Origin of the sequence: Alcanivorax sp. NBRC 101098, from assembly GCF_001010505.1 — a bacterium.
Classification (GTDB): domain Bacteria; phylum Pseudomonadota; class Gammaproteobacteria; order Pseudomonadales; family Alcanivoracaceae; genus Alcanivorax; species Alcanivorax borkumensis.
In genome coordinates, this window is record NZ_AP014613.1 from 1,729,136 (window position 1) to 1,750,607 (window position 21,472).

The 21,472-nt window shown below is 53.5% G+C and carries 15 protein-coding genes and 1 tRNA gene; 7 read left to right on the forward strand and 9 right to left on the reverse strand.

The genetic code is table 11. From position 1 onward, the window contains the following. Positions 1-113 precede the first annotated feature (113 nt). From AS19_RS07870 to AS19_RS07880, 3 genes are all read right to left on the reverse strand, one after another. Entirely contained in the window at positions 114-1,244 is a 1,131-nt protein-coding gene (locus AS19_RS07870; protein WP_011588801.1) for a beta-ketoacyl-ACP synthase III, read from the reverse strand. A gap of 205 nt (positions 1,245-1,449) precedes the next feature. Next, positions 1,450-5,400: an ATP-dependent RNA helicase HrpA gene (hrpA, locus tag AS19_RS07875; RefSeq protein WP_046961901.1), complete on the reverse strand. Its 3,951-nt coding sequence runs from the start codon at positions 5,398-5,400 to the stop codon at positions 1,450-1,452. A gap of 120 nt (positions 5,401-5,520) precedes the next feature. Next, complete coding sequence (locus tag AS19_RS07880) at positions 5,521-7,311, reverse strand: M61 family metallopeptidase (RefSeq protein ID WP_046961902.1); 1,791 nt, start codon at positions 7,309-7,311, stop codon at positions 5,521-5,523. A gap of 548 nt (positions 7,312-7,859) precedes the next feature. Between AS19_RS07880 and AS19_RS07885 the strand changes: the two genes are divergently transcribed. After that, complete coding sequence (locus tag AS19_RS07885) at positions 7,860-8,786, forward strand: alpha/beta hydrolase (protein WP_011588804.1); 927 nt, start codon at positions 7,860-7,862, stop codon at positions 8,784-8,786. Between the two features lie 88 nt (positions 8,787-8,874). On the opposite strand, the gene AS19_RS07890 is transcribed toward AS19_RS07885, so the two are convergent. From AS19_RS07890 to AS19_RS07905, 4 genes are all read right to left on the reverse strand, one after another. Continuing rightward, complete coding sequence (locus tag AS19_RS07890) at positions 8,875-9,162, reverse strand: hypothetical protein (RefSeq protein WP_035460311.1); 288 nt, start codon at positions 9,160-9,162, stop codon at positions 8,875-8,877. 80 nt (positions 9,163-9,242) lie between these two features. Continuing rightward, positions 9,243-11,264, reverse strand: a complete 2,022-nt coding sequence (locus AS19_RS07895; RefSeq protein WP_231860743.1) for a transporter substrate-binding domain-containing protein — start codon at positions 11,262-11,264, stop codon at positions 9,243-9,245. A gap of 447 nt (positions 11,265-11,711) precedes the next feature. Beyond that, complete coding sequence (locus AS19_RS07900; protein ID WP_231860744.1) at positions 11,712-13,208, reverse strand: thrombospondin type 3 repeat-containing protein; 1,497 nt, start codon at positions 13,206-13,208, stop codon at positions 11,712-11,714. 26 nt (positions 13,209-13,234) lie between these two features. Continuing rightward, the gene (locus AS19_RS07905) at positions 13,235-14,323 is read right to left on the reverse strand and encodes an OmpA family protein (protein WP_011588808.1); all 1,089 of its coding nucleotides are present in this window, start codon (positions 14,321-14,323) and stop codon (positions 13,235-13,237) included. Between the two features lie 750 nt (positions 14,324-15,073). Here AS19_RS07905 and AS19_RS07910 point away from each other — a divergent pair. The 5 genes from AS19_RS07910 (at position 15,074) to AS19_RS07930 (ending at position 18,487) form a co-directional block, all read left to right on the forward strand. Next, positions 15,074-15,691: a hypothetical protein gene (locus tag AS19_RS07910; RefSeq protein ID WP_011588809.1), complete on the forward strand. Its 618-nt coding sequence runs from the start codon at positions 15,074-15,076 to the stop codon at positions 15,689-15,691. 48 nt (positions 15,692-15,739) lie between these two features. Next, positions 15,740-16,891 (forward strand): CaiB/BaiF CoA-transferase family protein, encoded by a 1,152-nt coding sequence (locus AS19_RS07915; protein ID WP_011588810.1) that lies wholly within the window; start codon positions 15,740-15,742, stop codon positions 16,889-16,891. Between the two features lie 99 nt (positions 16,892-16,990). Further along, positions 16,991-17,617 (forward strand): peptide-methionine (S)-S-oxide reductase MsrA, encoded by a 627-nt coding sequence (msrA, locus tag AS19_RS07920; RefSeq protein WP_011588811.1) that lies wholly within the window; start codon positions 16,991-16,993, stop codon positions 17,615-17,617. Between the two features lie 25 nt (positions 17,618-17,642). Next, the gene (gene msrB / locus AS19_RS07925) at positions 17,643-18,068 is read left to right on the forward strand and encodes a peptide-methionine (R)-S-oxide reductase MsrB (RefSeq protein WP_011588812.1); all 426 of its coding nucleotides are present in this window, start codon (positions 17,643-17,645) and stop codon (positions 18,066-18,068) included. Positions 18,069-18,411: 343 nt separating this feature from the next. Next, positions 18,412-18,487, forward strand: a tRNA-Thr gene (locus tag AS19_RS07930). Between the two features lie 103 nt (positions 18,488-18,590). Here the strand turns inward: AS19_RS07930 and AS19_RS07935 are convergent. Continuing rightward, on the reverse strand, positions 18,591-19,655 hold the full coding sequence (locus tag AS19_RS07935; RefSeq protein ID WP_041705402.1) for a transporter: 1,065 nt from the start codon (positions 19,653-19,655) through the stop codon (positions 18,591-18,593). A gap of 100 nt (positions 19,656-19,755) precedes the next feature. Further along, entirely contained in the window at positions 19,756-20,823 is a 1,068-nt protein-coding gene (locus AS19_RS07940; protein WP_035460305.1) for an AraC family transcriptional regulator, read from the reverse strand. Positions 20,824-21,035: 212 nt separating this feature from the next. Here AS19_RS07940 and AS19_RS07945 point away from each other — a divergent pair, with 212 nt between their 5' ends. Further along, positions 21,036-21,467, forward strand: a complete 432-nt coding sequence (locus AS19_RS07945) for an SRPBCC domain-containing protein (protein WP_011588815.1) — start codon at positions 21,036-21,038, stop codon at positions 21,465-21,467. The last annotated feature ends 5 nt before the right edge of the window (positions 21,468-21,472 follow it).

The window sequence follows — 21,472 nt, forward strand, 5'->3', positions numbered from 1 at the left end:
TGACCCAGACACTATAGGGATGCTGACGTGAGGTAAACGTTACGGCTGCAGGACTAAAAAACAAAAGGCCACAAAATGCGGCCTTTTTGAGGAAAAAGTAAATCGCGTAACGCTTATTTAATACGATTCACAATCACACTGCCTATAGAGTAACCGGCCCCGAAAGAACAGATCACCCCTTTGGTGTCCACCGGCAAATCTTCATTGTGCTTGTGGAAAGCGATAATAGAACCTGCCGAACTGGTATTGGCATAAGCATCCAAAATCACCGGTGCTTCTTCGCGAGTGGCTGGACGCCCCAGCACACGCTTAGAAATCAACTCGTTCATTGCCAAGTTGGCCTGGTGTAGCCACATTCGGTTAACAGACTCTACCGGAATTTGGGTATCTTTCAGGTGAGAACTGATCTGTTCCGCAACCATCGGGCAGACCTCCCTGAACACCTTTCGCCCTTCTTGGCGGAACAGTTTGTCACGGGCACCGACGCCGCGTTCATCGGTTCGATTCAAAAAACCAAAATTATTACGAATGTTGCTGGAAAATTTGGTCTGCAGGCGGGTACCCAAAATTTCCCATTGATTACTGGATACAGCATCTTCCTTGCGCTCAAGAATCACCGCAGTGGCCACATCTCCAAAAATGAAGTGGCAGTCACGGTCTTCCCAGGCCAAGTGAGCAGAACAGATTTCCGGGTTCACCATAAGTACCCGCCGGGCGCTACCATTACGGATGGCATCTACTCCCGCCTGAATACCGAAAGTGGCACTGGAACACGCCACGTTCATATCGTAGCCCCAACCGTGATCCATGCCCAAAGCCGCCTGCACCTCCACGGCCATGGCTGGGTAGGGACGCTGCATGTTAGAACAAGCAACCAGCACCGCATCTAAATCGTTAGCTTTTAGGCCCGCATTGTCTAGCGCCTGCTTGGCGGCGGTAACAGCGATTTCAGCCTGAATAGACACCTCATCATCGGTGCGCTCGTCTATTCGGGGAGCGAGGCGATCAGGGTCGAGGACACCCGTTTTGTCAATCACATAGCGTTGTTTAATCCCGGAGGCTTTTTCAATGAAAGCACTATTGGATGGGCCCAAAGCTTCCAATTCACCCGCTTCGATAGCTTGTGCGTTGCGGGCATTATAGCGCTTCACATATTCGTTGAAGGATTCCACCAACTCATCGTTAGTGATGGTCTGGTCCGGCGTCCACAGGCCGGTACCACTGATTACCACGGAATAGCTCACAAGCAAGTCCTCACACTAATTGCAGGGCCAGCTGCCCTGCTACAGCACATTAAATAATGGATCGATTATCCGGGTTCAACGGGCGCGGCGCAAAGGCAGTAGGGCCCATTTTATTGGTTGTTACGGTCGTTACGCGGCGCGTAGCGCCTTCCTTTACAGCATAAGAACGCCACCGTGGATCACGTTCAGCGCATATTAACCCCGTTCAGCATAGCTCCCACTGTTTATTCAGCCGCTTCGCCGACACTGATAGCTTGGTGCCCAGCTGTTGCGCAAAGAGGCTGACCCGGTATTCCTGTAACATCCAGAAATACTGTTGAAGAGGCTCAGACTGCTTCCAGAGCGGAACGCCAGCGGCACGGGTCTCGTGTTGTTTACTATACGCCTCCAGTTCAGCACTGAGGGTGCGATCCTTGCCTATTTGCCCCCCCAGTTTTTCCAGGCGGTGATCAATCGCCGCCAGTAACCGGGGGTATTCCTGCAGCCACTCCCACGGCATTTGCAGCAATACATCATCGGGAAACAGGCAGGCCAGTTGCTGTTTAATATCCCGATGAGCATGGGCCCAGGCCAATGGAAAATTCTTTTCCAACTTGCCCATCAGCTGCCGGTAATGGGCGAAGAGTTTACCCATAATGCTCAATTGGTGCTGCGCCCAAGGCACAAAGTCACCACGATGGTCGTTGAGCCGATCCCGGAACGCGGCCTCACTGCGCACCGGCTCGTGTAGCTGAAAATGCTCAGCCAACACGCGTAGCAAGGCGTGATCCAGTGCCTGACGCGCCATGACTCCCTTCTCGGTTTTCAGCTTTTGAAACCCCGCCATTTGCGCAGCCTGCTTACGCAGGTCTCGTAGCTGCACGGTCAATTTGAACCCCAGTAGGCGAGCTGTGCCCCAACGATGCGCCCACGCTGCATCGGCTTCGTCATCAAGAAACTGCAGTTCCACGTCATTGCCGGTATCGACAAGGGCCGGGAAACGTCGCACCGTCATGCCGCCCAAATCCTGCTCCTGACTCTCTGGAATATCCCCAAACAACCATTCCTGGCCACGCACTGCCGGTGTCTCTTGTTTGGGTTTGGGCAAGTCTCGGGTGACACTGACCAGGCGATCTTTCACCTCCCCCAGGTTACGCCCTTGAGCCAGCACCTTGCGGTGACCATCTACACGGTCCACCACCTGAATAAACATACGCAGATGGTCGGCCAAGTTAGCGGTCTGCCACTCCTCTTGTTCGATGCGCAGACCACTCATGCGTTGCAGCTCACGGGTCATGGCCGGAAGCAACGGCTCATCCGGCGACAGGGTTTCCATCAAGGCACTGACATAATCCGGTACCGGGACAAAATGCCGGCGCCGTGCTTTGGGCAAGGCACGAATCAAGGCCTCCAGCTTTTCACGCAGCAAACCAGGCACCAACCAATCCAGGCGAGATTCTGATATCTGATTCAACGCCGCCAGCGGCACAATCAGAGTGACCCCATCCCGCTCGCCGGTCGGGTCGAAACTGTATTCCAACGGCAGACGAAGTCCATCGAGCTTGAGTTGATCAGGGAACTGATCATTGCCCAAATCCGGGCTACGGGAGAGCAGAAAACCATCGTCCATGAACAAGGCCTCTTTCTGCTCTGCAGTCGCACGCTTGTTATACCAATTCATCAGCCCGGCCACGGTATGAATATCGCCGGGCAAGCGCGCATCGTAGAACGCCACCCTTGCCTCTTCATCCACGAGAATGTCCCTGCGACGAAGTTTATGCTCCATGTCTTCCAGGGTTTCAAAGCGCTCTCGGTTTGCTTTCACAAACGGTGGCTCACGATGCAGGTGCCCCATGACCAGGCCTTCACGAATCATCAGCTCCCGGGATTCCAGCGGCTGAATCGGCCCGTAATTTACGCCCCGCCCACTGGCCAAAATCAGACCGAAAAGATTGACCTGCTCCTTGGCCATGGCGCAGCCGCGCTTTTTCGACCAATGCGGTTCGAAATAGTGACGTTTGAGCAAATGCCCGGCGGCCTCCTCAACCCACAGCGGATCGATTTTTGCTACCGTCCGCGCAAATAAGCGGCTGGTTTCCACCTGCTCTGCAGCCATCAGCCAGCGTGCCTTGGTTCTCGATAACGCCGACCCCGGCCACACCAACGGTTTACGGTTACGGGTTGAAAGCCACTCGCCCTCTTCGGTGCGCTGCATAACATTGGCCAACAAGCCAGTCAGCAACGCCTTGTGCAACGGCGCATATAGCGGTGACGGAGATGCTTTGGCCGCGCTTTTATTGTTTGCATTATCCGGCTCGGTTAACGATAAACCTGAATCAATCGGCGCATTAAGCGTCCAGCCTTGCTCTTTGGCCAGCAACAAAAGTTGGCGATGGGTATCACGCCATTCGCGCATACGCGTGGGAGACAGGAAGGTTTTCTTGAGCAGCTTTTCGTATTGGTTACGGCTCAGAGCTTCTCGCTGTGCATCCGCCCACTGCCACAGCTTCACGAAGAACAGAAAATCCGATTCCTTCTCGGTAAATGGCTGGTGGGCTTGATCCGCCTGCTGCTGTTTATCGTGAGGCCGCTCGCGGGGGTCTTGAGTCGCCAGTGCTGAAACTACAATCAGAGCTTCACGCAGCACGTTCTTCTCTGCTGCCGCCACCAGCATTCGGCCCAGTGTCGGGTCCAGTGGGAAGCGGGCCAGTTGTCGGCCCAGGGCGGTCAACGTCTGCTTTTCCGTTAGCGCACCGAGTTCATCCAGCAACCGATAACCGTCCCGAACCAAACGACCGTCCGGTGGCTCAATAAAGGGAAAGTCTTCCACCTTGCCCAATCGAAGATCTGACATTTGCAGAATGACAGCACCGAGATTGGTACGCTGAATTTCCGGGTCGGTGAACGCCGGGCGATTAAGAAAATCGTCCTCATCATACAAACGGAAACAAATGCCGGGCATCACCCGCCCACTTCGCCCTGCCCGCTGGTTGGCACTGGCCTGGCTCACCGGCTCCACCGGCAAACGCTGCACCTTAGAATGCACGCTATAGCGGCTGATACGGGCGGTGCCTGCATCAATCACATAGCGAATGCCCGGTACCGTTAACGACGTTTCTGCCACATTGGTACTGAGTACCACGCGGCGACCACGATGTGCTGAGAATATGCGGTGCTGCTCAGCCTGGCTAAGACGAGCATAGAGCGGCAAAATTTCCATATCACGCAAGCTGGAGCCATGGGTGGCGCAGCGTTTCAGGTGATGATGGACATCACGAATGTCCCGTTCGCCGGCCAGAAACACCAGCACGTCCCGAGCCATCGGCAAACCTTCACTGCGCTCTTCTCGTTGAATTTCCAACAGAACGTCTTCAATCTGGCGAGACAGCTCCTGCCCTTCCGCTGGTGGCCGATAGCGCATTTCCACCGGAAAGGTTCGACCGGACACTTCCAGCACCGGGGCGCCCCCAAAGTGTTCAGCAAAGCGCTGATGGTCGATGGTGGCCGAGGTAATAATGACTTTCAGATCAGGCCGGCGCGGTAGTAACTGCTTGAGGTAACCCAACAAGAAGTCGATATTCAGGCTACGTTCATGGGCTTCATCAATAATCAGCGTATCGTACTGATTCAAAAACCGATCTTGCTGAATTTCATTGAGCAGCATGCCATCGGTTAGCACCTTGATTAACGAATGCTCGCCCACCTGTTCAGAAAAGCGCACCTTGAAACCCACCGTGCTACCCAGTGGGCTATGCAATTCTTCAGCCACCCGGCTGGCCACCGCCCTCGCGGCCAGTCGGCGAGGCTGGGTATGCCCAATGGTGCCTTCGATACCCCGGCCCAGCTCCAAACAAATCTTGGGAAGCTGGGTGGTTTTACCGGACCCGGTTTCCCCGGCAATTACCACCACTTGATGATCGTTAATCGCTTGCTTTATCTCATCGCGGCTGGCCACCACCGGCAAATCCGGCCACTCAAGAGCGGGCACCGAGGCCAACCGTTGTTCGCGGCCAGCCACAGAACTGGCGATAGCCGTGGCGACTTTATCCACCGCCTTGTCATTGCGTTTCTTGGCAGGCAGGCGTGCCAGGCCATCAAGGCGTTTTTTAAGACGAAAACGGTCAGCCCGGCGTACTTTGTCGAGTTGCTCGTAAAGCGATTTCAGGGTGTCGGTCATTTAAATACCGCTGTGCGAGAGCGCTTCTGGAGCGACAAACCAGAGGAGAAAACTTTCTCCTGACAACGTTCGCGCCTCGAGAGCCGCGCTCCTACAGATAAAAAATGGATGTTCATGCTGCTATTGTGCGTGAAGCCACCTACGACCTTTCTCGGTCAACCCGCCTTTAGCAATGGTCAAAAAGGCCGTACTGGGCTCGGAGGTTGCCACCTGAACCTTAAATCGCATTAACTCGTCACGGCGGAAAGCATGAATTTCAAAAGATTCTCCAGGCAGGAAACATGACAGTAAATCATCGATATTTTGAGTGGTCGCCTGCAGACCATCCACGGCAATAATCACATCACCGGCAGATAACCCGGCTGCCATGGCAGCACCTTGTTCAAAAGCCACCGCAATCTTCGCGCCCATCACATCGGGCACCAGCCGAACGCCCAGATGAGGGACCCCCTCTTTACCCGGCTTGCCACCGTTATCAGCATGCCCCGCGGCACTGCGCCAGTGTAGCTCCACGCCACGCTCGGCCAACAGTTCAGCTAACGGCAGGTCCTCAGTGCTGTACAGCGCCAGATCGAAAAAATCGCTCATGTCGGTGCCGGCGATTTCTTCAGCAAGTGGCTGGATTCCCTGCTCAGGGACGCCTTCACCGGTCTGACCGTAGCGCTGCCACAACACGCGCATCAGGTCGTCCAACGATGTCTGCTCGCCGGTCAGATTACGCAGGGTCAAATCCAGCGCCAGCGCCACCAATGAGCCCTTGGTGTAATAGCTGACAATGGCGTTCGGGGCGTTTTCGTCCTGTTTGTAGAAGCGAGTCCAGGCATCAAAACTGGACTCGGTCACCGTTTGTCTGTGACGCCCCTGACCGCGGTAAACCCGAGTCAGTGTCTGCCCTAACAGCTCCAGGTAGCTTTGTGGCGAGACCAGCCCAGTTCGCGTCAAAGACAGATCATCGTAGTAACTGGTAATCCCTTCAAAGGCCCACAGTAATTCTGTGTGCACTTCCTGTGACAAATCAAAGGGAGTAAACGCCGCAGGTTTTATCCGTTTTATGTTCCAGGTATGAAAATACTCATGGCTGCACAACCCTAAATACGAGCGATAACCATCGCGGACTTTGCCCGGTTCATCACTACGGCGAGGTAAATCATCACGGGGGCACATCAGGCTAGTGGAGTTACGGTGCTCCAGCCCACCATAGTCATTGCCGGTAACCAGCGTCATAAAGACGTAGCGATCCATCGGCGCCGGCTCACCGAACATGCGAATGTGGTGCTCGCAAATCGGTTTCAGGTCGCGACACAAGCGTGCTGTGTCTGTTTTATGTCGCCCCGCCAACACTACCCAATGAGGCACTCCGCAAGCCTCAAACTGGGCGTATTCGAACGGCCCCATTTCTACTGGGTAATCGATCAAGGCATCGTAGTTTTCGGCCTCAAACAGGCCGAAAGCCAGCTCGGAACCGGTCTGGCGCGGCAGCCCGGTGGCCACCTGCCAACCAGTATAGGCGTGCCCTTGCGGCGCTTCGATAGCCACCTGGCAAGGTTGATCTTCATGGCCCATGGCCGCGAGAAAAACACAGCTACCATTGAAATAGCCGTGGGTGGTATCCAAGTGCGCGCCGCGTACCGACAGATCCCACGCATACACTTGGTATTGCAGTTGCACCGGCCCGTCGCAGGGAGGCAGCTGCCAGGTCTGTTTGTCTCGCTTGGCCACTGGCAGGCTTTCGCCATGACAGCTGGCTTGCACATGAACAATGTGGCGGGCGAAATCGCGAATCATATAGCTGCCAGGAATCCAAGCGGGCAGGCTAAAGGCCTGCCCTTCTGGCATCGGCTCCGCCACCGTCAGGGTAACTTCGAACAAATGCGCCTCTGGGCGCAAGGGGCGAATCCGATATTCAATCATGAAAACTCCTGACAATAATTCCTGAAACAGCACCGGGGGCCTCTGGCCCCCGGTCGATGATGAAAGAGAAACACACTCAATTCATCTCATGCTTAACCATACGTACCACAACGTCATTGGCAACACCCATTGTAATGGCTTACAGATCACCAAGATTAATCGTGATGGATTTCGCTCACCATAATAGCCCTTCCAGCGAGAGGCGGTACAGATTGAAAACGAGAAGACGGTTAAAAATCAGGCTCATAGATGAGATTCTAAGCCGCCGAAGTAAGCGTGCGCCCATGACCCCAGCGAATCACGGAGCTGATTATCATTGACCTGTGCGCGACCGGTGCCTGGTCAACAGACATCGCCTGCCCAATGATCTTTGGCACGAGCGCAATGATTAATCATAACGTTATGCGTTGAACAGGCAATTAACCCCGTTACGCCAACCACGAAAACCATCAGGAGATTTTTTATTCTTGCTATCATGATTCTTCATCGCTGAGATGTCTTGACCTTGCCTCGGCAATAGCGCAGGTTTTGCTCAGCCGGAGAACATTATGAGCGAACAAATGATCTATCACACTACGGATGACAACCATGTCATCGCCATCCATTATTGGCCCTGCAAAGCTCAAGCGAGCAAGGGAACAGTAATTTGGCTACACGGCATGTCGGAACATGGCGCTCGCTACCAAAACCTTGCCAGCATATTGAATGCGGCCGGCTGGCATCTCTATTGCCCTGATCATCGTGGCCATGGCGCCAGCATCAGTGATACCTGCCCCGCCGGACACATTGGTGACCAGCACGGTTGGCAGCACCTGATGAACGATGTTGCCAGCGTGATTCATCTTGCTAAAGAAAAGCACCCACAGTTGCCCGTAGTACTGGGCGGACACAGTATGGGCTCATTTGTTGCGTTGGGCGCGGCAGAGCAGCTTGGGGATACCTTAGCCGGCCTAGTCTTGTGTGCTAGTGATTATCATCCTGGCGCTTACTATCGCCTGATGGGCCTACCCGTACGATTCGAACGTATGCGTCAGGGTAAACGTAATCCCAGCCCGGTGATACGCAAGCTCACCTTCGGCACCTGGGCCACCCGGATACCAGAAGCCACTACCGAGTTCGACTGGCTGAGCGGGAACCCCGAAGAAGTGAAACGCTATATCGACGACCCACTCTGTGGATTCGATTGCAGTACGGAGACATGGATGCAACTGGTTACCGCCATGCGCCGCATTCAAAGTATTGCCGGCTTGTCCGAGCTACCAGAAACGCTGCCGGTCTTATTACTCGGCGGCGAGCAAGATCCGATGAGCGATAATGGCAAGGGCATGATGGCGCTAGAGAAAGTACTGCATGCTATGAAACAGCCGCTCCAGACCCATTTCTGGCCTGAAGGCCGGCATGAGATTCTTAACGATCATTGTCGTGCTGAAGTGGAGCAAGCAATTATCGACTGGCTAGCAGAATGCACTGAGTAATCTGATACAAGTAGTATCCACCCTACTAAGCTACAGACAGACATAAAAAAACCGGGCATTAAGCCCGGTTTTTTATCAAACACTGACGTTACTTGAATAAGCTGTTCTTAATGTCTTTCAGACCATCCAAGGTGCTATCCCAAGTTTTTTCCACACTATCTTTCACGTCTTCCCAACGGGTATTGCTGTCGTTGCGCACCTCTTCCAGCCGCGCAGCCAGCTCCTCACGTTTTTCCTTTAATTCCAGCTTGCGAGTTTCCCACTTGTGGCGGACATCTTCACCTGCTTTGTCCGCTTTGACTTGCAGTTGATCAAATTCATTGTCCAACTCGTCCAGCTTGCCTTTTACCTTTTCGATGAAAGTGTTGCGGTCCATCACAATCTCCTTCAATGAGTGGTACCACATACAATGGGGCTCTCCTCCAGCTTTTCCATGGCCCCGTTGTAAAATCAACGTTAAAGCTCGGGCTGCTTCTGTTCCCCCAACGCTGACACATAACCCAAGTATCGAGTCTTAATTTCTCGCACGTATTTCACAGGCTCCCTGCCTCGCACATAGCCATAACGAGCCTGCTGGGCATATTGAGGCTTGGATAACAGCAGCATGGCCTCTTCTACATGACCGAACCACTTGTCAGGATTCTTACCCAGCCGTTGCGCCAGGCGACGTGCATCTTCCACATGGCCATGGCCTGCATTGTACGCAGCCAAGGTAAAGTAGAGTTTTTCCGCCAGGTCTAACCGCGCAGGAAAACGCTGCTCAAGCCAATCTATATACGCTAGGCCTGCAGACACTCCATTCTCCGGATCGGTCAAATTGCTGTACCCAAATTGCCTACCTGTGCGTGGCATTACCTGCAACAATCCTTGGGCGCCGGCGAAAGAACGAGCGTTTGGGTTAAACCGACTTTCTTGGTACATCTGCGAGGTGATTAAACGCCAGTCCAAGCCATATTCAAGCGATTTCTCCCGCACTAAATCATCATACGGGGAGATATTACGGCCTGGCTCCACCCGGTAGGCCTCATGGGCGGCGATGGTTTTCTTTTCTACGAAGTAACGATTATACGTCACGTTATAAAACAAGCCCCGGTAATTCCGCTTTATGTAATTATTCAGCTGCTTGCGCAAAATTTTCTGAGGCTCACGGGTAACCCAGGCAATCTCTTTGGCTGGTTCGAACTGGAACAAAACGGCGATATCATCTCGGTAGGTGGATTCCATGGCCGCCAGATGGCTATCGGCCATGGTCAGGTCGTACTCACCATTAGCCACACCCTCAATCAGCATTTCCGTGCTTGCCTGAAAAACTTCCTGGATATCAAACTGCAGTCCAGTCGCCTGTAGATCTTTTAGTGTGTCGTAATAAGCCATTTCCGGATTAACTGCTACGGTACGACCAGCCAGCGCCTGCACCGATCCCAATGGCACATCGCCAGCCTCACCGATCAATTGCTCATTCACTTCTAAGTAACGCTTGCTAAACGCCCAACCAGCTAGCTGCCGATCAGAGGTAATCGTCATCGACGCAGCGATAACATCGCCCTCCCCCGCCTCCAGCGCGCTAAACATGGCAGACGGACTATCCCGGACCACTACCCGAACTCTCAAACGATGCTGCTTGGCGAAATCTTTAATCAGATCATAATCAAAGCCCATCAATTCGCCACGCCACATAAAATAGCTGGCCGGGTTATTGGAAGTAATTACTCGCAATACGCCCCTCTCGCCAATGGCCTCCCAATCACGAGCATCTTCACTCCCATCAGAAGTAATGATCCGCTCACTAGTAATATACTGATTGATCTGATTAAGTAACTCCGTACTACTGGGGCGAACCGCCCAAGCAATGCGGCGCTTACGATTCAACACCGGCCCTGCAACCGCTTCACCGTCCTCATCCAACAAGACGTCCAGCATATTACTGTCTACGATAGAGGCCGCAAATTCACCATTAGCCACACCATTGACCAACGCTTCATCCGATATGGAGCTATCCAGGACCTCTACGCTTATGCTTTGATGCCGTTTGGCCAGCTTAGTGGCCGTTTCCTGATAAGCGGACCCGTCCGGCACTGACACAATAAGGCTACCCATCTCAGTCAACGCCAAGTCCGCCAATGCCCGTGGCACCACCAAACGTTCTTGCACCGCATTAACAGGGGTAGAAAAAGCAAGCGTCTTCTTGCGGGCCTTGGTCACCGAATAATTGGTGATGATGATATCCGCCACTCCTTGATTGATAAGGGTGCCCAACTCAGAGAAGTTATCGGCATACACCCAGCGCGGCTCAAGTCCAAGGTATTCCACAAACGCTTCGGCCTGATGCTGATATTCACTAGCAGGAATACCGTCGCGAGGGAGACCGGACGGTTCATCAAAGCGAGGGGCCAGAAGCCGGATAAAACCACGCTCTTTCATGGCGGGCAAATCACCGGTTTCCAGGTAGTTGTCAAAGGTGCTAACAACCTCACCCACCTCTGGCTCCTTGTCACAACCGGCTAGCAGCATGAAACCGAGGCATATAAGCATAAATATGCCTAAACGCATGAGCACCCCCTTCCTTTTCTAGGGTTTATTACTTAGTTCAGAGTACCAGCCTATGAATATAGGGCAATACTCTTTAGGAAGAACTGCCGGCTCAAGATATCGAAAAACCTATCAAGTGGTATTTTCAGCAAAGGCAAACATCTAGCACTAGGGCGAAAGCCCAGCCACAGAAGGGGCGGGTAATTAACAGGAAGGGAAAAGACGCTATTTCAATAGAAATGTGGAGCAAAAAAAAGCCCGAATCACTTGGGTTGCAACGCATTCATTTCAGAAGCATTGCAACCCGCTTGATTCAGGCCTTTTCTCTGCGCCTCATTTCTAAGGCGCAGAGACGAGCTTTTACTTAAATCGAACTATATCTCACTTACGTCCAGACTAGAATGAAGGCGAACCAACACACACGTCATGAACACGCAAGGTTTTATTGAGATTCAAAACACCACCATAGTTCAACTGGATGGAGTCAAAAGACACGTCGCTAGGCGCTAGTGCAGCAATAAAGCGCTGATCTGTGTTAGCACCCAAGCCTAGCAAGCTTAGACCCAGCAAATGCGCTTCAATTCTTTTAACTTCATGCACGATTTCGCCGTCATTAATAAACAGAATGGAAACGAAGTCGCCTAGCAGTTCCAAGCTCACCAATGAAGCAGCCGGATCGCTAACTACAAACCCAACAATGGTTTCTGAAATGTCGTTAGCTGGATCCTTGGCATCAACCGCTACATACGCGCCACTGTGTCTGGTGTTGCTAAGCAATCCACCTAATGCCAGGCCCAAGTTAACCTGTGCATAAGAGGCATTACTTCCATCAATCACAGAGTCGGCATTTTCCACAGAACAGCCCAAGCAAACACCAAACTCAAACAAACCGCCCAAGGAGTCGCCTTCTGCCGTGTAATCAGCGCTGGTCAACTGCTTAAAAGTGCTGTCAGCTGAACAGGTGAAGCCGTTGTCGTCACAAACATTACCGATGCCATCGCCATCGTCGTCTGCTTGATCTTCGTTAGCAATTTCTGGGCAGTTGTCTTCGCTGTCAATGACGCCATCACCATCGGTGTCGGTCAGATCGACTTCACCATCAAAGTCATCGTCACAAACATTACCAATACCGTCGCCATCTAGGTCAAGCTGGTCGTTATTGGCAGTATCAGGGCAGTTATCGCTGCTATCGGTGCCATCGTTATCGACGCCATCACCATCACGATCTTCATCGCATACATCGCCAACAGTATCCAGGTCAATATCAGACTGGTCAGTGTTAGGCAGGCTCAAGCAGTTATCGACATCATCTAACACGGTGTCGCCATCACGATCGTCTTCGCACACATCGCCAACACCATCTGTATCTGTATCAGCTTGGTCGTTGTTAGCGGTGAATGCACAGTTGTCGTTGGCATCATCAACGCCATCGCCATCTGAGTCGTCGTCACAAACGTCGCCTTTGCCGTCGCCATCCACATCACCCTGTTCTGGGTTGAAGGTCGCTGGGCAATTATCTACGCCGTCATCGGTGCCGTCTTTGTCCTGATCGTTATCCATATCACAGGCGTCACCAACACCATCACCATCAGCGTCTTCCTGAGAATCATTCGCTAGCAGCGGGCAGTTGTCGGCATCATTATCTACGCCATCACCGTCACGATCATCGTCGCAAACATCGCCGATGCCATCGCCATCGAGATCTTCCTGCATGGCATTTGAGTTTGCGGGGCAATTATCCACGCTATCAGGCACGCCATCAGCATCTTGGTCCGCAACATTACCTACTGCGTTACCACCTCCGCCACTGCTATCGCTATCGCCATCGGCTTCACAACCAGCCAACCCCATCCCAAGAGTGGCCGCTATCATAATGCTTAATAAAACTTTCATTAAAGAGTTCATAGTATCCCTATCCCCTATTGTTCACTAACACGAAATTCAACACGACGGTTCATCGCACGCCCAGATGCAGTTTCATTACTGGCAACCGGAACCACTTCACCATACCCACGAGCGGTAAGGCGTTCTGAACTAATACCCTGATCGATCAAGTACTGGCGTACAGCCTTAGCACGACGATCAGATAAACCTTCATTGTACTCGGCACTACCGCTAGAGTCGGTATGGCCTGCGATTTCAACATCAAAGTTGGTCTGTGACTTAAGCGCTTTTACAAGACGATCCAAAATCGGACGGGAGCTCGCTGTAATATTGGCAGAATCCAGTTCAAAACCGATGTTATTGAAGGTAATGGTCTGGTTGGTTAGCAAACAGCCTTCGCCATCAACCTTGCCACCCTGAATCGTATTCGGGCACTGATCGCGATCGTCAGGGATTCCGTCCCCATCGCTATCTGGCGCACTAACTTCAACGATTTTTTCTACTTCACGGGTTTCATAGACGATTTTTTCTACTTCTACGGTCTTAGTGCGACCGAGGGGCATTTCCAAGCCAAGAGAGAAGCGCCAGTCGTTAAAACCGCCCTCATCTTCTGAGATAGTGCCCGTAATACCGTCGAAATCGTCATACATGTACCGAGCTTCAGCACGCATTTTCAAGCCGTTATCAAACATCGGACCGGTGACAGCACCCAGCCCCACATTGGCATGAAAATCAACGCCGTCATCGTCATCTGGCACCACATCATTATAGATGCCACCGACCTGAGCCAGTACGAACGGGGTAAACTCTTCTTCGCGATCGCCAAAAGCGTAGGCTAAGCCGGTGCTTACTGTGTACTGATAGTAATCAGCAGCGCCTGCCACCCCTGAATCTAAGCCATAGCCCGCGCCCTCAGTTTCCCACCACCAGTGGTCGGACAGCTGACGGCCATAAATCAAGCCCGCTCCCAACCCCTTGCTGGACAAATCCCTGTCTTCATCAAGCTCAAGGTAATGCACCATCGGCGCAAGATATTGCTTTGTCGCCGTTTCGTCTGCTGCATAACCTTGCGTCGCTAATGCGACACCTGCCACTAATAGTGAAGTATGTAGGCTTCCTTTCACGACACCCCCCTTGGGTATGTAAACTAGGTCACATTATTATACTGGCTATTATGCAAATAGGAAGAAAGCTATAGTACCATTTTGCCTGCATGCAAATCATTTTTTCGGCGTATCATAAAAGCCGGCAGATACTCTTATTCCTTGATACATCCAGCGCCTCACGCGCACCCAGCGTCACCCCTTATCCACTTTAACCAACACTCTAAAGCCTAGCCACTATTAGCTACGCTCGGCACGCATGCCCGCAGCTGGACTAGCCAGCAGCCATTATATGTCACGCGTCATAGTGGCATGCCTGACTGACCAGCAGATATCTGAACTAGCACATCCAACCGCCGGAAACCTTTGACGACACGCCCTATAGCCCAGCGTGCTCTCACTATTTTTGCATCAGCATTTTCATAAAGGAACCAGGAAAGCCCAACGCATACAGCTTTTCTGTCATTGTTCAGTGGGCTCATCATGGCCACCGCAAATGACAAAATAGAGAAAGTCAGAGCAGAACAAGATGAATACACACCACGCTCGCACTAAGACACTCAGAAAAAATCACCAGAGCCCCTGTTTGGCGTCGTTCCAAACGCCCCCCCCCCCTGCGGCCCCGAAGCAATGGAAGATGGCGCCTTATAGCAGCAAACACACCACTCCAACATGGCAAGAGATTGTGCACCAATTGATGTGCCGGCCCCTTGGCGCTGCTACACTGGAGCCAAGCCATTGAAGGCACCGTATTCGCCGCCGGAGATTTTCATGCGACCGCTTTTCCGATACCTCCTACCCGCTTTACCTGCCCTACTCGTTGCCGGTTGTGCCAGCACCACTGAGGTAGAAACCCGCTACACCGACGGCGGCAGCCACCCACCGCAAGACTCTTTGCTATTGGTTGCCCACACGCCAGAAGGCAACATCCGTGAAACTTGGGAATTGACCTGCAAGGATATATTTTCAAGTGATTCATTGACCGTTTTGCTCAGCCACCAAGAATTACCGTTATGGTATGAAGGCGGAAAAGAAAGCATCCTCGACTGGGCGCAAGAAAACGATGTCGACCGAATTCTTGTGGTTGAGCTTACCCACATGCTGATTGATGCCGCAGCACCGCCGACAGTCGGCAACCAGCTCAATCCCATGGGACAATTTGCCGGTGACGTGAAGCCAACTTGGCAAGTCGGCATTGGCGGTGAACTGGCCGAAGACGAGGAGCCCACAGCCCTGCGGCAACATGGCGCTGAGCTGATTAACGCCGACGGCAAGCCTCTGTGGACAGGTATCGCCACCACCCACGAAGCCAGCAACGCCGTTGCCATTGCCAAAAGCCAATGCTCGGCCCTGCGTCGCACCTTGCGCGAACAAGCTCTTGTTCCCTGATTGACCCACGTCTGTCAGGGAACGGTAAAACGGACTCTGACAACGGAAATGAACATTATGACAGGCCCTCTCCACGGACTGACTTTCATCGAACTGGCCGGCATTGGCCCCGGCCCCTTCTGCGGCATGATGCTGGCCGACATGGGCGCCACCGTCATCCGCATCGACCGTCCCGGCGGCAATCCTCACTCCGCTATTGGCCACACCGTCCTTTTTCGTAATCGCCAAAATCTAGCCGTAGACTTGAAAAGCCCCGAAGGCATCGAAACCGTACTCAAACTATGTGAGACCGCCGATGGCCTGTTCGAAGGCTTCCGCCCCGGTGTCACTGAGCGCCTGGGAGTAGGACCGGAACAATGCCTAGCGCGCAACCCGAAGCTGGTCTACGGCCGCATGACTGGCTGGGGCCAAACCGGCCCCCTGGCCCAGGCCGCCGGCCACGACATGAACTACATCTCCCTGTCCGGCGCCCTGCATGCCATGGGCCGTGAAGGCGAAAAGCCCGCCATCCCGCTCAACTTGGTAGGCGATTTTGGCGGCGGCGGTATGATGCTAGCCTTCGGCATGGTCTGCGCTGTACTGGAAGCACAGCGTAGCGGTAAAGGTCAGGTAGTGGATTCATCCATGGTGGAAGGCTCTGCCGCCCTCATGGCCATGTTCTATGGACTCAAATCCCAGGGCATGTTTACCGACAATCGCGGCACCCACATGCTCGATTCTGGCGCCCATTTCTATGAAGTGTATGAAACCGCCGACGGTAAGTATGTTTCCATCGGCAGTATCGAGCCGCAGTTCTATGCGCAACTATGCCAGCTTGCTGAGCTGCCCCCCGAAGATTTTGGCCACCAGATCAATCCTCCCAAGTGGCCAGAAATGAAACAAAAGCTCGCCGCTATCATCAAGCAAAAGACCCGAGACGAATGGTCCGCCCTCATGGAAGGCACCGATGTGTGTTTTGCGCCGGTACTCAGCCTTGAAGAAGCGCCCTCGCATCCGCATAACGTGGCTAGAGAATCGTTTGTTACCGTCAACGGCGCCGCACAACCGGCACCGACCCCGCGCTTCTCACGCACCGCTGCTGGCAAGGTCAAACCAGCCTCCACCGCTGGGGCCGACAGCCGCGCGGTATTGAGCCAAGCCGGTTTCAGTGACAGTGACATTGACCGCTTGATTGCTAGTGGTGCGGTTAAGCAGGACTGATCCCTGTCGCCGCTCCTCTAGTTGCACTGATAGTCGCACTGATAGCATGCCAGCCGGTCCACAAGCCCGGCTGGCGTGACACTCCCTACTGGAGGGACCATGAACGCAGTAATTCCCGGCACATCCCTGGCCATTCGCCCTGAAAACTTCCCTGACCCTATCGAAGATCTGCCCGTCAATGGCACCGCCAAAGCGGTATTCGCTGGCGGCTGCTTCTGGTGTGTTGAAGCGGTCTATCTAAATCTGGAAGGAGTCAATGCGGTGGTATCTGGTTATGCAGGAGGCCATGCGGCTCAGGCCAATTACGAAGCCGTTTGCACCGGTACCACCGGCCATGCGGAAGTCATTGAAGTGGAATACAACAGCGCCGTCATAAGCTTTGGCGAGTTACTGAAAGTGTTTTTTTCTGTGGCCCACGATCCTACCCACAAAGACCGCCAGGGCAACGATCGAGGCACCCAGTATCGCTCCGCGGTTTTTTATCATGATAACGCCGAGAAAACCGTAGCCACGGCCTATATCGAACAGCTAAACAATGCCGGCGCTTTTATTGCGCCCATCGCCACCACCGTGGAGCCTCTGGAAACATTCTTTCCCGCCGAGGACTACCATCAGAATTTCGCCCGCCGAAACCCAACCCAAGGCTACGTTACGCATGTAGCCAAACCCAAAGTAGAAAAGCTGATTCATGCTTTCCCCGACAAACTGAAAACACGAACACCTTAACGAGACCAATCTAAGGGAGTGCCTGATGACCCAAGCACTGTCCGCCAGCGGCTTTGATCTGACGCCCCTGAGCGAAGAAGAGAAGCAGGCCCGCGCACAAACGCTGACCGAAGAAGAACGCCATATCTTGCTCAATCAGGGCACGGAACCGCCATTTTGTGGCGGGCTACTGGACAATAAAGACGCCGGCACTTATCACTGCAAGTTGTGTGACCTGCCGCTATTCGCTTCCGATGCTAAGTTCGAATCTGGTACCGGCTGGCCCAGCTTTTACCAACCCTATGATCCAGAACACATCCGTGAACTGAGTGATCGCAGCCACGGCATGCTCCGCGTGGAAATCCGCTGCGCCCGCTGCGACAGCCACCAGGGTCACGTCTTTCCTGACGGCCCACCACCTACTGGCCAGCGCTACTGTCTGAATTCTGCTTCCCTAACATTCAAGGCGTAACGTCTCGTTAAAGGAGCGCTACTCTTTGCGGCGCGGTCGGCCAACTCACCGCGCCGCAAAGGCGCCTTTGAAGGTGTACACCTAAGCCTCGCCAAAAGAGGCTTTTCAGGATACAAGAGTACTGAAAACTGGGCAGCTCGCACCTCGTACCTCATAGAAACGGCGGCATCGCTCGGAGCAGCGGGCCTCAGGCTCAAAGCGCATCCAGATTTGCCGTGGCATGGAGGTGCGAATGCAAAAGTGGCACACCCGCAAACTGGCCGACATCAAACAGTAAAACGTGATTCCTGCTTGCCTGCAGCGGGCGGCCTGATAAACTAGCGCCCGCCTGCAAAATGGGCACGCCGGGATAGCTCAGTTGGTAGAGCAACTGATTCGTAATCAGTAGGTCCGCGGTTCGATTCCGCGTTCCGGCACCATTTCAGATACTAAAAAAGCCGCTCCCAATCAGGAGCGGCTTTTTTAGTGTGGCAAACGAGGGCCTTCGCCCATTTTTACTCTCTTCTCTTAGCCGTACAAGGGCTACTTCCCCCCGAAGGCTTTTTGCCAGCCCACGGTGAAAGTGTAATCCGTTTCCATCTGGGGGCCATGCAGAGATTCATGCACTGGAGCTTTGTACTCCATGGCTAAGCGGTGGCCTTTCAAGGCGCCGTTTTTACCCAACAGATTCAAGCCCACACCGATTTCCAGGCGCTGGCCACCTTTGACATCCGGGTCTGCGGCTGGGTTCATCATCGGCGAAATGGTCAAGTCCTTAGCGGCACCATGAATGCCGGTCCACCAACTTTTATACGCAGCCAGTGACACCGACGCCCATGGAGAAAGAGGCTTGGCAGCCCAGGCAGTCAAGTACTTACGCGATCCCAGCTTATAGTCCTGATCATTCTCGTCCAAGGCAATTTTAGCGCTTACCTGCGCACCCCAGCTCCAACTATCGTATTGCTTGTTTAGGGTAAGGCCTGGGCGAATCTCATAGCTACCAGACCCCAGTTGCATGGGGTAAGGCAGCTGCAAATCCTGACCCGCCATTGGGATGTAATCTTCTTCCTCAATAGAACCCGTGGGCAGGCCCAGCATCAAGTTCAGGTGCAGGCGATATCCGTTTTCGTCATAGAATTTATAAAGGCCACCAATGCTGGCATCACCAATTCCGGAAGTTTCAGTATCAAATTCGTCCTGGGTGGTGGTGCCCATCATGGTCATGCGGGTCTTGGTGGTCATCTCGTTGGTGCTGTAAGGCAGCATCGCCATGAGTGTCAGGTTATCAGTAGGCGCGTACATGGCACCAAGCATGTGCATATGCATCGTCATGTCATAAGGCAACGCCTTCATGTTCATCGCGCCCATGCCCGGGATTTCCCCGAATGCCTCATCGGTGCTGAGAGAGTCGCTACCGGATTTGGCGCCACTCATTCCCATGCCCATATATCGGTACGAAAGCATCCACTCGCCCTTACTATGCGTATGGTCACCCATGACTGAAATCGGCGCATGGCTGTCAGGCCGGGCACCCTCATAATGAGCAAACGCTACGGGGCTGGCAGCAAGAAACGAAAGCGCAACAGCGGAATAGGCAAAACGAGACATGGTCTTTCCCCAGTATTGAATCAACCGCGCAAGGATACGAGCTAAGCCATAAATGCCAATGCGGCAAAATGCCACACCCATTTCAAGGAAAGGCTTAACCTTAAAGGGAATCATCTGTTTGCGCTTTTTGGGCTTCTTTACCGCTGTCGTTACTGTATCTCTTACGGTATTGGCCTGGCGCACAGCCCTGCCAGCGCTTAAAAGCATGGTAAAAATTGGCGGTATCGGAAAACCCCAGCTCAATGGCCAGGCTCTGCATATTACAGCGTGGTTGGCGCAGGGCTTTACAGGCGTGTTGGTGACGGACCTGATCACGCAATTGCGCAAACCGTGTACCCTCTTCCTGAAGACGGCGCTGAAGCGTCCTTGGTGTCACGGCCAACGCATCAGCTACCGCTTCCATACTCACCGCATGCTCGGAAAGTAGCCGTTCCAATTGTTTCACCACCCGCCCAGTCATGCCCGCCGCACGAGACAAGCCGGCTAACACCTGATCCGCAGAGCGGCGTAAGCGTTCATTGTATTTCGGGTAGGCACGAGGCAACGGCGAGCCAAGCAGTTCGGCGCTAAACTGGATGGCATTCTGCCCGGCAGAAAACAGCAGCGGACACTGGAAAAAAGCACCATAACGTTCCAGCTCTTCGGGCAAGGGCTGGCCATGCAAGAAACTGGCACTCGTTAGCGGCATATCGGCGCCCAGCAGTGAGCGCCCTATAGACAACATGGTTGCCACAACCACTTCGTTATGGGCCCGCGTGGCGGTAAAACGCAGGGTGGGATCTTTGCTGATCGCCGACACCCGGACACTCTTGCCCTCTAAATAGAGTGCAAAATCCAGATAGGGAACCACCAAATCTTTGTAGCGAAATAGCATGCCAATGCCCTGCTCCAGGGTATTGGCAGTCGCCATTAGGTTGCCTAACAGGTCTAAGTTGCCATAGTGGTTATCCGCCCCCACATGCAAACCGAACAGAGGATCATCACTTTCCGTGAAAGCGGCATAGAGCAGCGCATCAAGCTGACTCAAGCTGATGAATCGGTCGCTGCGGCCGACAATATCGGCATCAATGCCCACCTGTTCAAACAGGGCCTGCACATCCAGCTGGTTACGTAACGAGACTTCAAGAAGCCCCGGCAGAATCGACGCCGGTAACAATGTTGTTATCATGCTGACTCCTAGCGATCATCCGAAACTAGGTAACCGCCCCCGGCAGGTCAACACTCCCTCACTGAATTGACCCATTTTACCGACTGGAGGTTGATGCCTACTGTGCGTAATCTAGTGCCTTTGAAACAATCGGATTTCGCACGCGTACGCAGCAGCGTGTGTCTCGCGCTTCACCAAGACGCGCCTTAACCCAATAAAAACACGGATAGAACATGCTAAAACGTTATCTGGTCGACGAAGTCACCGACACCCGCGCTTCGCGCAAACAGGCTTTCAAACTATTTGCTGATGCTGAAAACTGGTCAAGCTGGTGCTCGGTTGTCCGCCACGCTCGGTTACTCAACGGCGGCTGGCGCCCCGGCGCCCTGTTGCTGTTTGTGGCCGACTTGCCTCGCCTGCCCCCCGCGCCTGTGGTAGTGAAGGTGCTGGAGTACAAAGAGAACGAACGCATCACTTGGGGCCTGCAGCTACCTTTTGCCCGCGTCATCCACCGCTTCACTTTTATCGACGACGAACAAGGCGGGTGTCGGGTACACCAGGAAGAATGGAGCGAAGGCCTAATGACCTTGCTGACCTGGCCCGCCGGCAAACTGATTCATCGTTTCGATACGCGCTTCGCAGCAGAATACGCGGCTATGTTCTGATTTTC

What these genes read in the sequence shown, in the direction of transcription:
- hrpA (WP_046961901.1), bottom strand. Translation starts at nt 5,400, where the DNA reads ATGACCGACACCCTGAAATCGCTTTACGAGCAACTCGACAAAGTACGC.
- AS19_RS07880 (WP_046961902.1), bottom strand. Translation starts at nt 7,311, where the DNA reads ATGATTGAATATCGGATTCGCCCCTTGCGCCCAGAGGCGCATTTGTTC.
- AS19_RS07885 (WP_011588804.1), top strand. Translation starts at nt 7,860, where the DNA reads ATGAGCGAACAAATGATCTATCACACTACGGATGACAACCATGTCATC.
- AS19_RS07890 (WP_035460311.1), bottom strand. Translation starts at nt 9,162, where the DNA reads ATGGACCGCAACACTTTCATCGAAAAGGTAAAAGGCAAGCTGGACGAG.
- AS19_RS07900 (WP_231860744.1), bottom strand. Translation starts at nt 13,208, where the DNA reads ATGAAAGTTTTATTAAGCATTATGATAGCGGCCACTCTTGGGATGGGG.
- AS19_RS07910 (WP_011588809.1), top strand. Translation starts at nt 15,074, where the DNA reads ATGCGACCGCTTTTCCGATACCTCCTACCCGCTTTACCTGCCCTACTC.
- AS19_RS07915 (WP_011588810.1), top strand. Translation starts at nt 15,740, where the DNA reads ATGAACATTATGACAGGCCCTCTCCACGGACTGACTTTCATCGAACTG.
- msrA (WP_011588811.1), top strand. Translation starts at nt 16,991, where the DNA reads ATGAACGCAGTAATTCCCGGCACATCCCTGGCCATTCGCCCTGAAAAC.
- msrB (WP_011588812.1), top strand. Translation starts at nt 17,643, where the DNA reads ATGACCCAAGCACTGTCCGCCAGCGGCTTTGATCTGACGCCCCTGAGC.
- AS19_RS07935 (WP_041705402.1), bottom strand. Translation starts at nt 19,655, where the DNA reads ATGTCTCGTTTTGCCTATTCCGCTGTTGCGCTTTCGTTTCTTGCTGCC.
- AS19_RS07940 (WP_035460305.1), bottom strand. Translation starts at nt 20,823, where the DNA reads ATGATAACAACATTGTTACCGGCGTCGATTCTGCCGGGGCTTCTTGAA.
- AS19_RS07945 (WP_011588815.1), top strand. Translation starts at nt 21,036, where the DNA reads ATGCTAAAACGTTATCTGGTCGACGAAGTCACCGACACCCGCGCTTCG.